The sequence below is a fragment of the Streptomyces sp. NPDC107517 genome, assembly GCF_055582645.1.
Map to the genome: position 1 here is coordinate 81,005 of NZ_JBVJPM010000021.1, position 15,302 is coordinate 96,306.

Genomic DNA, 15,302 nt, shown 5'->3' on the forward strand with positions numbered 1-15,302 from the left:
GTCGGCCGGCGGTTCTCGTCGCAGACGCTAGGAGCCGGGACGGCAGGAGTTCCTGTGCTCGCGCACCAAAAGTTCGGCATCGCTTCGTGACCCGAGAGCCAATGCCGCACAGTTCAAAGGTCTGTCATGCTGCCGAGCACGCACATCGTTCGCGCTCGGCGCATCAGTCGGACATCCCGGATGTGTCGCGTATGAGCAACCATGTCCGTATCCGCATCCCCATGAGCACCAACCGAGGTCTTCCATGAGCGCGCACGCTGCGTCCTCCGACCAGACGGCGCGGCGGGCCGATGCCCTGGTCGTCGAGGTCGCCACTGAGATGAGCGCCCAGCTCGACGAGCTGATCGGGGCTCTGCAGACGCTCCTGTCGGAGGAGATCGTCGAGCTGCGCGGGGATCCGGCGCTGCGCGAGATGCTCGGCGCCAGCAATGCCAGCAATCTCGAAGCGTTCACCGATGTGGTCCGGTACGGCATCGCCACGGACGGACTGACCGCTCCGGCCGCAGCCGAGGAGTACGCGCGCTGGCTGGCCCGCCGCAACATCGCCTCCAGCGCGCTGATTCGCGCCTACCGCGTCGCGCAGCAACACGTCCTGCACTGGATGCTGGCCCGGATCGCCGAGCGGGAGCCGGACGCGCGGGTGGCGTTCGCGGCGGGCCGCCGGGCGATGGACCTCGCCTTCGCGTACGTCGACGCCACCTCGGAGCGGATCGTCGCGGTGTACGAGGCCGAACGCGAACGCTGGCTGGCCCATCGCAGTACCGAACGCGCGGCCGCCCTGAAGTCGCTGATCAGCGGAGACTGCCCGGATCCCGCGGCAGCGGAGCGCTCGCTCGGGCACCGGCTCGGTCAGCAGCACCTGGGCGTGGTCGTGTGGTCGGAGGACCGGCGTCCGGCCGAAGGGAGCCTGCACCGGTTCGAGAGCCTGCTGGGCGCCGTGGCAGCGCTCGTCGAGGCGCCGCGTACTCCGCTGTTCGTTCCGCAGGACCGCACCGTCGGCTGGGGCTGGATCCCGCTGGGCCCGCGGGCGCGGACACCGGACGTCGCAGAGACCCTCCGGCTCACCCGCCGCGCCGGCTCCGACCTACGCATCGCGGTAGGGACACCGACAGCGGGCGCGGCCGGGTTCCGCACGACACACATGGAGGCTCTGCGCGCGCAGACCGTGGCGATGATCGCGGGCGACCGGGCCGAGCCCGTGACCTCGTTCTCCGACGCCGAAGTGCGCACCGCCGCCCTGCTGGCCGCGGACCTGGAGGCGACCCGGCGTCTGGTGGCGGCCTCGCTCGGGGCGCTCGGCGAGGACAGCGAGGCGACGGCGCGCCTGCGCGAGACGCTGCTCGCCTTCCTCACCGAGAACGGAAGCTACGTCACCACCGCCCGCCGCGTCCATCTGCACAAGAACACGGTCAAGTACCGCGTGGACAAGGCCGTTCAGGCTCGTGGCAAGCCGCTGGACGAGGACCGGCTCGAACTGGAACTGGCCCTCATCGCGAGCCGCCGCCTCGGCGGCGCGGTGCTGCGCACCGCACCCGCCCCCGCCCGGGCGGGGGCGGCACGGTCAGTCAGAAGAGAGACGCGGTGAGCCCGCCGTCGAGGGCGTAGTGCGCGCCGGTGATGAACCGGGCATCGTCCGAGACCAGGTACGTCACCAGGGCGGCGACCTCCTCCGGCTTGCCCTCGCGGCCCTGGCGCGCCGCGATCAGGGCGTCGAACGGGACCGGGGAGACGTTGTTGACCGGCTCCACCAGACGCCGTGCCATGTCCGTGGAAACGATGCCCGGGCAGACGGCGTTGACGGTGATCCCGGCCTGCCGCAGCTCGATCGCGGCGGTCTCCGTGAGGCGGATGACCGCAGCCTTGGAAGCGCAGTAGGCGGCCAGCGTCGGACCGCCCTTCATACCTGCGACGGAACCCATGTTGACGATGGTGGCCTTGTCGGAGGCGGCGAGCGCGGGCACGACGGCCTTGGTGACACGGAAGGCGCCGCCGGCGTTCACGTCGATGACGCGCATGAACTCCTCGTCGGTCAGTTCAGGGATGGTCTTGGCGATCTCTATGCCGGCGTTGTTGACGACGGTGTCCAGACCGCCGAGCGCCTCGACCGCGGTGGCGACCGCCGCCTCGACTTCGGAGGTGGACCGTACGTCGCAGCGCACGCCGACACTGTCGCCGCCGAGCTCCTTGGCCGTGGCCTGGGCCCCGGCCTCGTCGAGGTCGGCGATCACCACACGGGCGCCCGCCGCGACAAGCCGCTCTGCGATCGCGCGGCCGATGCCCTTGGCGCCACCTGTCACGAACGCGCGGCGGCCGGTGAGATCAGTCATGGGGGGATCCTCCTGGAACTCGGACGAGTCTGTGCTGGGGACGAGGCAGGCTCGGTGAGCACCGCCTCGCGGCTCAGGCTAGGAACGGTGCGCCGCCCGTCGCTTGGCACCGGACCACGACGGACGGGGCCCCTTTCGTGTCCCCGCACCAATCCCGCCGGGAGGGCCGTCGGCCTACGGTGCGAGTCGTCGCCCACAGCCCGGAATGCGCATCAACGCACGTCCCGGCGTCCTCTTCTCCCCTCCGGAGACCCGCCCATGAACTCCGTACTCACCGAAACGCTGCTGCCCGCCGCGCTGGCCGTCGTCATGGCCGGGCTCGGCCTGTCGCTGGCACCCACCGACTTCCGGCGCGTCGCCCAGCACCCGAAGGTGGTCACGGTGGCGCTTCTCCTGCAGCTGCTGGCGCTGCCTGCCGTGTGCTTCGGCCTCGCGCTCGCCCTGAACCTCTCGCCGGTCCTCGCGACGGGCATGATGCTGCTCGCGGCGTCGCCCGGCGGCACCGTCGCCAACGTGTTCAGCCACCTCTTCCACGGCGACGTCGCCCTCAACGTCACGCTGACCGCGATCAATTCGGTGATCGCCGTGGTCACGGTGCCGCTCGTGGTCGACTTCGCTCTCGGGTACTTCCGCCCCGATCTCGGCGCCGACGGCGTCGCCCTGCAGTTCGCGAAGGTGGTCCAGGTATTCGCGATCGTCCTGATCCCGGTCGCGCTCGGCATGCTCGTACGACGGTCGAAGCCCGCCCTGGCCGACCGCCTCGACCGGCCGGTGCGGCTCGTCTCGACGGTGGTCCTCGCGCTCGTCGTGGCCGGCGCCGTCTTCAGCGAACGGGCCCACCTGGGTGGCTACTTCGCATCCGTGGGGGTGGCCGCGCTGCTGTTCTGTCTGATCAGCCTGACCGTGGGCTTCTGGGTGCCGCGCGCCGTCGGGGTGGGCCATCGCCAGGCGGTGGCGGCCTCGTTCGAGATCGGCGCGCACAACGCGACACTGGCGATGACCCTGGCCATGACGACGCTCGGCAGCGTCCGCCTCGCGGTGCCCGCCGCCGTGTACGCCATGATCATGATTCCGGTCACGGGGGTGTTCGGGTGGCTGCTCACGCGGAAGAGCAGCCTGGACCCGACTCGTCCGATGGCCGCCCCCGAGCGCACGTGATCGGGGGCGACGTGGCGCCGCTCGTCCAACTTCTGCCAGTGACAGTGAGGTCGGTGCCGGTATGAGCACGACACACGCCTGGACACTCAGCTCACCGTGGTCCCGACATCACGGTCTCGGACCAGCACACAGAAAGGCGGCTGTCGACCGGCAGCACACCGCTCGACAGCCGCTTCTTCGATCAGACGCTAACCACCGCTAGACATCGGGGTGATCACCCCGGGAGCGGCTGAGCCATGGCGCGGGTCAGGAACTGCCGTACCCGTCGCACTCGTCGCCGTAGCCTCCCTTGCAGGGCTCGTCGTGCTTGTTCTTGACCTTGACCGTGACGTCCTCGTGCGCACCGTTGACGACGTACGGGCCGGTCACCGGGTTGGCAGGCAGGACATAGCCCTCCGGGACGGAGGTCTCGCGCAGGTAGTACGTGCCGTACGCGAGCGGGTCGAAGTCACAGGTGCCCTTCGCGTCCGTGGTGCACTCACTGTCGGTCAGTGTGTCCGGGTTACGGCCGTTCGTCTGCAGCCCGGCCTGGCCGTTCGACTCCTTCCAGAGCTCGAACACCGCGCCTGCCAGCGACCGCCCGGTCTTGGCGTCGGACTTCTTCAGGTGCAGTGAGCCATCGTGCTCCTCGGGCGTCTTCGTGTCGTTGGCGGTCACCGAGACGCCGGTGTCCGTGTTGTCGTCGGTCAGGGTCAGCGGGCCGAAAACTGCCGAGTCGGGCAGGTCGTAGCCGTCAGGCGCGGCCGTCTCCTGCCAGTAGTAGGTGCCCGTCGGGACGGTCTCCCCACAGGTACCGGCCGCGCCGGTGGTGCAGGGATCGCCGACCTTTGTGTCGGGGTTGTCCCCACCGGTCTGCAGACCCTCGGTGCCGTTACTCTCCCGCCACAGCTGGAACTCGGCACCGCGCAGCGGGTTTCCGGACTCGCTGTCGACCTTCCTCACCCGCACTCGGCCCTCGCCGGGGTCCACGGGCGTCTGCGTGTCGTTGGCGGTCACCGAGACGCCGGTGTCCGTGTTGTCGTCGGTGAGAGTCAGCGGGCCGAAAACAGCCGGGTCAGGCAGGTCATAGCCATCAGGCGCGGCCGTCTCCTGCCAGTAGTAGGTGCCCGTCGGGACAGTCTCGCCGCAGGTACCCGCCGCACGCGTGATGCACGGGTCACCCACCTTCGTGTCAGGGTTGTCCCCACCAGTCTGCAGACCCTCGGTACCGTTACTCTCCCGCCACAGCTGGAACTCAGCGCCGGACAACGGATCACCCGACCCGGAATCCACCTTCCTCACCCGCACCCGACCCTCGCCGGGGTTCACAGGCGTCTCCGTGTTGTTCGCCGTCACCGAGACGCCGGTGTCCGTGTTGTCGTCGGTGAGAGTCAGCGGGCCGAAAACAGCCGGGTCAGGCAGGTCGTAGCCGTCAGGCGCGGCCGTCTCCTGCCAGTAGTAGGTGCCCGTCGGGACGGTCTCCCCGCAGGTACCGGCCGCGCCGGTGGTGCAGGGGTCGCCGACCTTTGTGTCGGGGGTCGTGCCGCCGGTCTGAAGTCCGGCCTCATCGTTGCTCTCACGCCACAGCTGGAACTCAGCGCCGCGCAGCGGGTTTCCGGACTCGCTGTCGACCTTCCTCACCCGCACTCGGCCCTCGCCGGGGTCCACGGGCGTCTGCGTGTCGTTGGCGGTCACCGAGACGCCGGTGTCCGTGTTGTCGTCGGTCAGGGTCAGCGGGCCGAAAACAGCCGGATCGGGCAGGTCATAGCCATCAGGCGCGGCCGTCTCCTGCCAGTAGTACGTGCCCGTCGGGACAGTCTCCCCACAGGTGCCCGCAGCACGAGTGATGCACGGGTCACCCACCTTCGTGTCAGGGTTGTCCCCACCAGTCTGCAGACCCTCGGTGCCGTTACTCTCCCGCCACAGCTGGAACTCAGCGCCGGACAACGGATCACCCGACTCGGAATCCACCTTCCTCACCCGCACCCGACCCTCGCCCGGGTCCACAGGCGTCTCCGAGTTGTCCGCAGTCACAGTGACGCCCTCGTCCGCGTTGTCGTCGGTGAGAGTCAACGGACCGAAAACAGCCGGGTCAGGCAGGTCATAACCGTCAGGCGCGGCCGTCTCCTGCCAGTAGTAGGTGCCCGTCGCCACCGTCCGGGCGCACTCGCCACTCGTCCCCGTCGTGCACGGGTCGCCGACCTTCGTGTCAGCGTCGTCCCCACCGGTCTGCAGACCCTCGGTGCCGTTACTCTCCCGCCACAGCTGGAACTCGGCGCCGGACAGCGGAGCTCCGGACTCGGAGTCCTGCTTCTCGACGCGGACCGAGCCGGTGACGGGGGCCGGGGTGTCGGAGTTGCACCTCAGCCTGGCTTGGAACGGGAAGTAGTGAATCTCGCCCGCGTTGACCGCGCCGCCGCCCGCCCCGCCGGACAGCGGGCCCGCGACGAGTTCGCGGGTGATGATGTCGCCCTCGATGTTCGCCGGGTCGAGGTCGGTGAGCTTGGCGCGCGGGGCGTAGATCGTGCCTTCGATGCTGTCGCCGTCCGCGATGGTGATGTCGGTGGCGTCGGCGAAGTTCCACAGGATGTACGGGGCCTGGTTCCCGGAGACGCCCGCCATCGTGGGCGTGTGCCAGGTGAAGTCGCCACCGGTGTCCGTGGTGTCCACGTCGATGAGCAGCGGGGTGCGGGCGGACGGCTGGTTCAGGAAGGTCAGCGTGTCGATGTTGTTGAGCTGTTCGCCGGTCAGGTGCAGCACGTTGGTGCGCCGCGGGGTGAGGGCGATTTTGATGTTGGACCCGGGCGGGATCGTGCTCTGGTCGGGCAGCGGGTTCCCGTTGCCGTCGAGCAGGGTCACGGTCGTGGCGCACGTGGCCATCGAGTCGGCCCGGTCGCGGTAGGTGGAGAACAGGGACGTGAAGTCCATCAGACCCGACTGGGCGACCGAGGCGGACGGCTGCTTGGTGGTGAGCTGGATGCGCGGCGTGGAGTTGTAGGCGGCGCCTTTCGCCACGACCTCGGTGTTGACGCTCGCCAGGTTCTGGTCCTGGGTGAGGACGGCGCTGGCGGACGTGTTGCCGATCTTGGCGTAGCCGTTCTGCAGCACCTGCAGGACGCCGGACTTGCTGGTGCCCGCGTAGTCGACGCCGCCGCCCACGAGCAGGGCCGTCGGCTGCGCGTCGCCCGGGGCGGTGAAGGTGCCCGGGGTGTGCAGGGCGACGTTGTAGTTGTCGCCGTAGGAAAGGTCTCCGCCGACGGCCACCGGGCCCTCCGACTCGGTGCTGCCGAACGTCGCGTTCTCCTCGGTGACGACCCCGAAGCCGTTGCTCCCGGCCACCGGGTTCCCGATGAAGACGGGGGCGAACGCCTGCGCCCCCGCCGGGCTGCCGGTGAGTACGACGGCAGCGAGCAGCCCCGAGCCGGCGAGCCCCGCTGCGGCACGCAGCGGGATCTGCCTCACGGCCGGGCTGCTGCGCACAATGTCATAAATCGGTCTATGCATGCCCGAAACCTATGGATTCGTCCAGCTCTCCTCTTGATCCACGGCTGGGACACCCCGCCCAGGCACCCGTATGCCACACGACCAGTTGCGGTTTTGGCGAGCGCGGTGCATGCGCGCCCCGCGATCGCGCCCCACGCCGGACAGGCGGGCACACTCGGGGCAGGAGCTCTCGCGATGCGCGGCAGGCTCAGGCCAGTACGCGCCCCAACGACTCCGCCAGTCAACGAACCGGGCTTCTTTTCTCGTCCCACAGACAGCACATGACGGCCTGACAGCATCAGGGCAGGACACTCGCCTTCGCCAGCCCGGCGAACCAGCGCGTAGTCCGATCGCCTGCCAGAACCAGAATCTGACGCGGCCTCATGCCACGTGACCGCAGACTTCCGTAGCGCACGGATCTGGCCATGAGAGAGCCGGGCAGCCGGTTGCCGCTTCCCAACTTCCGTCAAAGGCACGCGTTGACACGGTGTTGTGAAGCTCGCACCTCTGGGCCGCGGACAGCCGGTATCCGAGATGGATGCAGGCGCTCAGGTGGATCGAGCCGAGGCGCAGACAGTCCGCCGCTGCCGGTCCGCGGACGAAGCGCTGAAGTCGGCGACGGTCGGCGATGACTTGGACCGAAAGCTGGGCAGCCGGCTGATGGCCGAGGCGTTGGAAGGCTGACGCCCGAGGACCGTTCCGCTCCGTCGTCGGGTTGCACTTCCGTGGTAGCCGCACGACCGAGGCCGCTTCTATGCGGGGACCGGCCGGGACGGTGAAGCCACGCGTGTACTCCCCCGTGCACTCACTGACCCTTACATCACCTTGCTCCCTGCGCGGGTGGGCCACTGCTGACGGACAAGTAGGGCGGCCACGAACCGCTGTCAAAGCCGGCTGGAGGCCAGGCCTGGCTTGCCCGTTGCGACAACGAGGGCGCCGACTGCAGCGCTTGCTGCCGCGGTGAGGAGGGCGAGCCAGGCACCGACGTTCTGCGTCAGCAGTCCTGCGGTCATGCTCCCTGCGGCGATGCCGAGCTCTTCTCCCGCGACCATCCACATCATGGCCGCGACTGCTGCGTGGCGTGACGCATGGGCGTCCAGCAGTTCGAACAAGCAGATCGTCATGGGCGCGAGCGCGGCCCCTGCGGTGACGAGAAGGAACCCCGATGGCACGGGTGTCGAGACGGTGCCCAGGGGAGCCAGAGCGAGGGCGAGCCAGACAAAAGCCGCGAGGTAGCCGGTGACTGGCGAGGCCGCGCGGTGGCGGGCACCGAATCGCGCGCCGGCGAGCGCGCTGCCCAAGGCAAGACAAGCGAACAGCCCGCCTGAGTCGGCCGCCGACCCGCTCTCAGCGGCTCGGGCGGGAAGGCCGACGGTCAGCGCCCCGAGGCACACACCTGCGCACGCGTTGGCGGTGAACAGAAGCCGAAGGGCGGGAGAGGCCAGGATCCTCCCGGTGCCTGCTGTCGCGGGACGGCGATGGGCCGGCGGGCCGGAGGCCACCAGGCAGGTACTGGTCATCAGGAGCGCCGCCGCAATGATCACGCCCAGGCGTGGTGAGTGAACGGCTGCTGCGGCCGCGATGAGCGGTCCGCAGATCTTGGTCACTTCAGTGAGGACCGCGTCCAAGGCGTAAGCGCTGCGCACCAAGTCCTCGGGCGCTGCCTGCGCCCACAGGGGACGGATGCTGGCCATGAGAGGAGGGGCCGCGGCGCCCGCGAGTGCACCGAAGCAGATCAGCCGCACGGTTCCCACTACGGTGGCCAGGCCCGCGGCGGCAAGGGCTGTGATCACCGTCAGGGCGAGGAGAGGCAGGCGTTGACCGTAGTGGTCGACGAGGCGTCCGCGAAGCGGGCCTGTGACGGTGCCACCCATGCTCCAGGCGCCTGCCACGGCCCCGGCGTCCAGGAAGGACCCGGAGGAGCCCTGTGCGAGCAGCACGGTGGCCAGCGGGAAAACAGCGAAGCCGAGTTTGCCGGTGGCGGTGGCAGCGATCAGCCGGCGAGCTGTCCCGTGTCGCAACAGATCCACATAGGCGCGCATCACAGCACGCTCGCACGGACCGAGGCGGCGAGGCCGTACCCAGGACAGAGTGAGATACGGCATCAATTGCCCGAGAAGGACTGAGACAAGGACTGCGACACGGGCTGAGACACGAGCTGGGACGCAGAGCCAGATGTCCGAGACGGGACTGCGACTGGCCCGGCTCCGCTGAGGCAGGACATGAGTTTGAGCAGCCGCTGAGCGTCGGCCTGCGTGGGCATGTTCACGAGTCCGCTCCGGCTTACTGGGCCACCACGCGCAGACGGTGTATCAGTTCCGCGTCCACCTCCAACTCGGCGGCGGTGACACCTCGTTCGAGTGCGGGAAGCCGTACGCCGTGATCAGCTCGGAGCCTGTCCAGGTGCGCGGCTGCCCGGCTCTGTGCCCCCGGGAGCACGCCGGAGTCCAGGCACAGCAGGAAGACGCCGATCCCCGGCGGTTCGTTCCCGCGGTCGAACGGGGACGCGTCCAGGGAGAAGGAGCCGCCGCCCAGGGTCGCCAGGAGCTCCACGAGCAGCGCGACATTGCCGCCCCGGTGGCCGCCGAACGGAAGCAGCGCGCCCGCGAGGGCGGCCGAGGCGTCGGTGGTCGCGACGCCGTCCGGACCGACCGCCCAACCGTCAGGGATCGGCTCTCCGGCCTGGGCCCTGCGGCGCACGTTGACATAGGCGGTCTGCGACGACGCCTGGTCGACGACGACGAGCGGCCCGTCCGGGCGGGGCACGGCGTAGGCCATCGGGTTGGTGCCGAGCACCGCGCTGCCCGAGCCGCCGAGTGACATGAGAGCGGGGCTGTTGGCGCAGGCCAGGGCGGTGAACCCGCGTTCTGCCGCCCGGCGCGGGTAGTAGCCGAGTTCGCCGCAGGTGTACGAGCCGCGGATCCACAGGGCCGCCAATCCGTTCTCGCGGGTGGCGGTGAACAGCTCGTCGGCGGCGGCCTCGAAGGCCTCCTGGGCGAGCCCGTCCCGCGCGTCGGCGATCACGCAGGACGGCGCGGGACGGGTCACCTCCGGAAGGACACCTGCCACGATCCGGCCGGCGCGGTAGGCATCGAGGTAGTCGAAGAGGTGAGCCAGGCCGACGGCGCGGTTCCCCGCTCGCTCGGCGTCGAGGACGCTGCGGGTGAGGAACCGGGCGGCCGGCTGTGCGGCACCGGCCGCGCGCAGCGCCCGGACGCACAGCTCGGCGACCTCGTGCTCAGGCATGCGGATGCTGCCGGCCATTCCAGGTCAGCGTCCGTGGTGGTGCATGACGTGCTTGGTCCGCGAGTAGTCCTCCAGCGCGTAGACCGACAGGTCACGGCCGTAGCCGGAGCCCTTGAAACCGCCCCACGGGACCTCGTTGGCGAGCACCAGATGCGAGTTGACCCAGACGGTGCCCGCGTCGAGGCGTGCGGCGACGGCGTGGCTGCGGCGTGCGCTCTCGGTCCACACTGAGGCGGCGAGACCGGCGTCGACGTCGTTGGCGCGGCGGATCGCCTCGTCCTCGTCGGTGAAGGTCTCGATACTGACGACCGGCCCGAACACCTCCTCGCGGGTGATCTCGGCCCCCTCGGCCACGTCGACCAGAACGGTCGGCGCGACGAAGTAGCCGGGCTTGCCCTCTTCGAGGGCGGCGCCGCCGACCACGGGACGCGCGCCCTGGGCGACGGCCCGGCCGAGGTAGCCGCGTACGCGGTCGTAGTGCGGCTTGGAGACCAGCGGGCCGATCTCCACGTCATCGCCCGCGCGCGGGTCGCCGACGGTGATCTGCTCGATCTCGCGGACGACGTGCGCGGTGAACTCCGCGGCCACGGAGGCGTGGACGAGGACGCGGCAGGCGGCACCGCACTCCTGTCCGCTGTTCCAGAAGCCGGCCGTGCGGAGGCCGGCCGCGGCCGCCGCCAGGTCGGCGTCCTCGAAGACCACGAACGGGGCCTTGCCTCCGAGCTCCAGGTGGGCGCGCTTGACGGTGTCGGCTGCGGCGCGGGCGACGGCCTGCCCGCTGCCGGTCGAACCGGTCAGCGCGATCATGGCGATGTCGGGGTGGCGCGCGAGCCGGTCACCGACCACAGAGCCGCGGCCCGTGACGACGTTGAAGACACCGGCCGGGAGGAGGTCCGCGACCAGCTCGGCGAACTTCAGCGTGGACAGCGGGGTCTGCTCGGAGGGCTTGAGGACCAGGCAGTTCCCGGCAGCCAGGATCGGCGCGATCTTCCAGGCGCCCATCAGGAGCGGGTAGTTCCAGGGGGTGACCGCGCCGATGACGCCGAGCGGCTCGCGCAGCATCAGCGAGGTGTGGTCGGCGACGTACTCGCCGGAGGCCAGGCTGCTCCCGGTGGCGCGCAGGGCGCCCGCCATGAAGCGGAAGCCGTCCGCGGTCATGGAGATGTCGTCGCGGGAGACGGCGAACGGCTTGCCCGTGTCGGCCGATTCCAGGCGTACGAGGAGGTCGGCGTGGGTGTCGACCCGGTCGGCGATCGCCAGGAGGAGGTCGGCGCGCTCCTTGGGGGTGATGCGGGCCCAGGCCGGGTGGGCGGCGCGGGCGGCGGCCACGGCACGGTCGGTGTCCTCGACTCCGCCGAGCGGGACGCGGGCGAGCAGTTCCTCGGTGGCGGGGTCGAGTACGTCGCTCAGCTCGGGGCCGGGTTCGGTGAACTTTCCGTCGATGAAGTGGCCGAGCGGGGGCAGCTCTTCCGCGCTGATCAGGGGTGCGGTGCCGGCCGCGGGACGGCGGACGGTGAACGTCATGACAGGAAATTCCTCAAGTCTCGGTCGCAGACGGCCCGTTGCGGACAGCCGGCCGTGGACGACCAGTCGTGGACGATGAGTTGTGAACGGCCAGTTGTGGACCGTCAGTTGTGGACTGTCACTGTGGACCGTCAGTTGTGGACCGTCAGGTGGGGCAGGTCGGCGAGCGCGGCGCGGATGCGTTCGCGGTGCGCCGGATCGACGTCGAGCAGCGGCTCGCGCGGCGCGCCGACGGGCAGGCCGATCTCCTGCAGGGCGGCGCGGACGCCCTGGATGAAGGGGCCGCCGGTCATCAGCGTGTTCATGAGCGGGTAGATGCGCTTCCAACGCGCACGGGCAAGGTCCAGGTCGCCCGCGGTGAGCGCCTGGTGCACGGCGACGAGGTCGGCGGGCATCACGTTGCCGGTGCCGGCCATGACACCGGCGGCGCCTTCGGCGACCGAGGCGAGCAGCAGGCTGTCCCAACCGAGGAAGGTGTCGATGACGTCGCCGTGGCGGTGGATGAGCTGACCGGCCTGCGCCATGTCGGCACTGGTGTCCTTGATGTAGCGGATGTTGTCCACCTCGCGGGCGAGCGCGCCCACCGTGTCCGGGTCGAGGTTCACGCCGGTCGCGTCCGGGATGTTGTAGAGCATGACCGGGATGGATACGGAGTCGGCGACCGTACGCAGGTAGCGCAGCGTCTCGTCCATCGACAGGGCCTCGTAGTACGGCGCGACGACCATCACGACGTCCGCGCCCGCCTTCTCGGCGTGCCGGGTCAGCTCGACGGCCTCGCGGGTGGCGACGGCGCCGGTCTGGGCGATGACGGGGACGCGCCCCGCGGCCTGGTCGACGACGGTCTCCACGAGCAGGCGGCGCTCGCCTGCGGTCATGGCGGCGAACTCGCCGGTCGAGCCGCCCGCGACGACGCCGGACACACCGCCGTCGACCGAGCGGTCGACGAGCACGCGCAGCAGCTTCTCGTCGATGTCACCGGCCTCGTCGTACGGGGTGGCCAGCGCGGTCAGGATGCCGTTCTGCAGAGTCATGGTGGGTGGTTCTCCTTGCGAGGGATGGGGTTCAGGAAGCAGTGATGGGGCTCAGGCTCAGGAAGCGGTGATCAGACCCGCGCGGGCGGTCTGCCGGTGGGTGGCGAGCAGTCCGCGTACGTCGGTGGCGGCGTTGAGGCCGGACTGGATGGCGGTCTCGGTGTAGAGCGAGCCCAGGTAGTCGCCGGCGAGCAGGACGCGGCCGGTCCGGCGGGTGAGGGTGGACTGGAGCTTGCCCCGGCCGGGGAAGCAGTACGGGGCACCCAGCGGGAGACGCCACACGTGCGACTCGGTGACGTCGGAGGCGACGCCGGGAAGGACCTGGTCGAGGTCGGCGAGGTAGGTGCTGCGGATGCCCTCGTCGTCCATCTCCATCAGGTTGCGGGCGAGCGTGCCCGGCGAGAACGTCATCAGCGACGATCCGGGGTGCCGCTCACGGCTGTAACCGTGCTGGATGTTGGACATGTTGAGCACGACGTTGAAGGACCGCTTGGGTGTCGCGATGCCGTAGGCGTTGTCCCACGGACGCCGCTCGGTCTCCCCCGTCAGGAACGCGGCGCTGACGTACGGCCCGTACTGGATCTTCGAGAGCGCGTCGCGGACGTCAGCGTCCAGGTCGGGGGCGATGCGGTGGGTGACCGGGGCCGGGGTGGCCAGCACGGCGGTGCGCGCCTCGACCTCGAACTCGAGGCCGTCCTGCTGGTAGCGGACGACGACCGAGTCCTTCTTCTGCACCACTTCGTTCACGGCCGCACCGAGCTGGACGCGGTCGCCGAGCGCCGCGCCGATGGTCTCGGTGAGGGTGGACGGGCCGCCGACGATGGAGTTCGACAGGCCGGCGCCGATGTTCCACACGAGGCTGAAGTAGCCGACTCCGGCACCGGCCGAGATCTGGTCGATGTCACCGGCGGAACGGGTGACGGTCGGCTCGAACAGGGCTTGGGCGTCGGCGGGGATGTCGCCGATGAACTCCTTGAAGCTGATGTCGTTCATGAAGTCATAGACCCGCTGCTGGCGCTGGGCCTCGCTCTCGCCCTTGCGCCGGCCGACGATCCGGGCGTACTTGCCGACCTTCGTGAAGACCTTGGCGCCTGTGGTGAGCATGCCGATGCGGGCGGACAGCGGCATCGGGATGCGGAAGGGGTACGTCTCCACCCGGCCCTTGAGCAGCAGCTTGCCGTTCATCTGGAGGCCGGAGAGCGAGCCGGGGACGGGGACGGCGTCGACGCCGGTGTTGTCGAGCAGCCACGAGGTGGCGGAGTCGCCGCCCGCGTAGACGTGGCCGCCCCAGTTCAGGAAGTAGCGGCCGCGCTTCTCGGAGCGGACGCGGCCGCCGATCCGGTGGTCCGACTCCAGGACCAGAGTGTCGAGGTGGCGCAGCCGCCAGGCGGCGGAGAGCCCGGCGATGCCACCGCCGACGATGACGACGTCTTTCATGGGAGGTGCCCCCTGATCTTCGGCAGGCCGGGACGGCCCGCCCGGTGGGTACGGGAGTGCTGTGGGGAAGCGCGCGAACGGGCGGAGGCCGCTCGGCGAACTGACAGCAACACTAAGATGTGATCACAGATCACACAATGGGTTGTGGGTCACCGGTTCCGTGGACCGGGACGGACATGCGGGGGTTCGTTCGACCGGAGGGCGAGCGGGCGTCGGCGTCGGCGTCGGACGACCTTGCGTACGACGGGTGCACCCTCAGGTCCCAGGCCTTGAACGCCCGGTGGACAGCGATGAGTTCGACGGCACCACGCCCGCGCCGCCCATTGCACTAGAATGTGATCAGAAATCACACAATGGGCCTCCGGGAACCCCTCGGGGGCTGTTTAGGATGCGCACGTGGATACGTCAAAACGCCTGGAACCGGCTCTCTCCATGGCCGACCGCGTGTACGCGGTGCTGCACGAGTCGATCATGAGCGGGGAGTTCCCAGTCGGTTACCGCCTGCGCATCCGCGATCTCGCGGCCCTGGTCGGCACGAGCGAGATGCCCGTGCGCGAAGCGATCCGGCGCCTCGAGGAGGCAGGGTTCGCCGAGCGCGTCCCCCACAGGGGTTCCGTCGTGAAGGGACTGGACCTCACCGAGCTGGTGCACGCCTACGACGTCAGGCTCCTGCTGGAGGTCGAGGCCACCCGGCTCGGCACCGAACGCATCGACAAGGCGGCCATCAGCAGGATGCGCGACGGCCTGGTGATGATGCGTCAGGCCATCGCGGAGGGCGAGGTGATGGACTACCTCGACCGCGACGAGGCCGTGCTCGGCGTCCTGTACGAGGCATCCGGCAATCCGGTCCTGGTGGAAACCGTGCGCTCCCTGTGGGGGCAGTGCCGCGCCTACAAGACCGTCGGCGCCCGCTCCGCCCTCGACACACCGGGGGACGATGCGCTGTGGAGCCACCAGGAACGCCTGGTCGAGGCGGTCGAGGCGGGCGACGCCGATGCGGCGGCCGCCGTCACCCGTGAGTCCCTGGCGAGCGCCACCGACCGCATCAAAGCCCAGCTGAAGGAACAGAAGAAGTAAGAGAACAACTCAACAAGAGCAGTCGGGCGGGGCGCTCACC

Annotated in this window: 10 protein-coding genes; 3 read left to right on the forward strand and 7 right to left on the reverse strand. The window is 69.9% G+C overall.

The window, feature by feature from the left end:
• Positions 1 to 244: 244 nt before the first annotated feature.
• Positions 245 to 1,585: a PucR family transcriptional regulator gene (locus tag ACZ67T_RS34875; RefSeq protein ID WP_469989497.1), complete on the forward strand. Its 1,341-nt coding sequence runs from the start codon at positions 245 to 247 to the stop codon at positions 1,583 to 1,585.
• Here the strand turns inward: ACZ67T_RS34875 and ACZ67T_RS34880 are convergent.
• Positions 1,566 to 2,327, reverse strand: a complete 762-nt coding sequence (locus tag ACZ67T_RS34880) for an SDR family NAD(P)-dependent oxidoreductase (protein ID WP_469989499.1) — start codon at positions 2,325 to 2,327, stop codon at positions 1,566 to 1,568. The genes ACZ67T_RS34875 and ACZ67T_RS34880 overlap by 20 nt on opposite strands.
• A gap of 258 nt (positions 2,328 to 2,585) precedes the next feature.
• On the opposite strand from ACZ67T_RS34880, the gene ACZ67T_RS34885 reads away from it, so the two are divergent.
• On the forward strand, positions 2,586 to 3,485 hold the full coding sequence (locus ACZ67T_RS34885; RefSeq protein ID WP_469989501.1) for a bile acid:sodium symporter family protein: 900 nt from the start codon (positions 2,586 to 2,588) through the stop codon (positions 3,483 to 3,485).
• Between the two features lie 246 nt (positions 3,486 to 3,731).
• Here the strand turns inward: ACZ67T_RS34885 and ACZ67T_RS34890 are convergent, their stop codons facing one another.
• The 6 genes from ACZ67T_RS34890 to ACZ67T_RS34915 all read right to left on the reverse strand — a co-directional run bounded on the left by ACZ67T_RS34890 (position 3,732) and on the right by ACZ67T_RS34915 (position 14,185).
• On the reverse strand, positions 3,732 to 6,926 hold the full coding sequence (locus tag ACZ67T_RS34890; RefSeq protein ID WP_469989502.1) for a SpaA isopeptide-forming pilin-related protein: 3,195 nt from the start codon (positions 6,924 to 6,926) through the stop codon (positions 3,732 to 3,734).
• 905 nt (positions 6,927 to 7,831) lie between these two features.
• Entirely contained in the window at positions 7,832 to 8,989 is a 1,158-nt protein-coding gene (locus ACZ67T_RS34895; RefSeq protein ID WP_469989503.1) for an MFS transporter, read from the reverse strand.
• 241 nt (positions 8,990 to 9,230) lie between these two features.
• Positions 9,231 to 10,211 carry an Ldh family oxidoreductase gene (locus ACZ67T_RS34900; protein ID WP_469989505.1) on the reverse strand — a complete coding sequence of 327 codons (981 nt, stop codon included), beginning with the start codon at positions 10,209 to 10,211 and terminating at the stop codon, positions 9,231 to 9,233.
• A 6-nt stretch (positions 10,212 to 10,217) separates the two neighbouring features.
• Complete coding sequence (locus ACZ67T_RS34905; protein ID WP_469989507.1) at positions 10,218 to 11,717, reverse strand: aldehyde dehydrogenase family protein; 1,500 nt, start codon at positions 11,715 to 11,717, stop codon at positions 10,218 to 10,220.
• 131 nt (positions 11,718 to 11,848) lie between these two features.
• Entirely contained in the window at positions 11,849 to 12,748 is a 900-nt protein-coding gene (gene dapA, locus ACZ67T_RS34910; RefSeq protein ID WP_469989509.1) for a 4-hydroxy-tetrahydrodipicolinate synthase, read from the reverse strand.
• Positions 12,749 to 12,805: 57 nt separating this feature from the next.
• On the reverse strand, positions 12,806 to 14,185 hold the full coding sequence (locus ACZ67T_RS34915) for a flavin monoamine oxidase family protein (RefSeq protein ID WP_469989511.1): 1,380 nt from the start codon (positions 14,183 to 14,185) through the stop codon (positions 12,806 to 12,808).
• A 396-nt stretch (positions 14,186 to 14,581) separates the two neighbouring features.
• On the opposite strand from ACZ67T_RS34915, the gene ACZ67T_RS34920 reads away from it, so the two are divergent.
• On the forward strand, positions 14,582 to 15,262 hold the full coding sequence (locus ACZ67T_RS34920) for a GntR family transcriptional regulator (RefSeq protein ID WP_469989513.1): 681 nt from the start codon (positions 14,582 to 14,584) through the stop codon (positions 15,260 to 15,262).
• Positions 15,263 to 15,302: the final 40 nt, after the last annotated feature.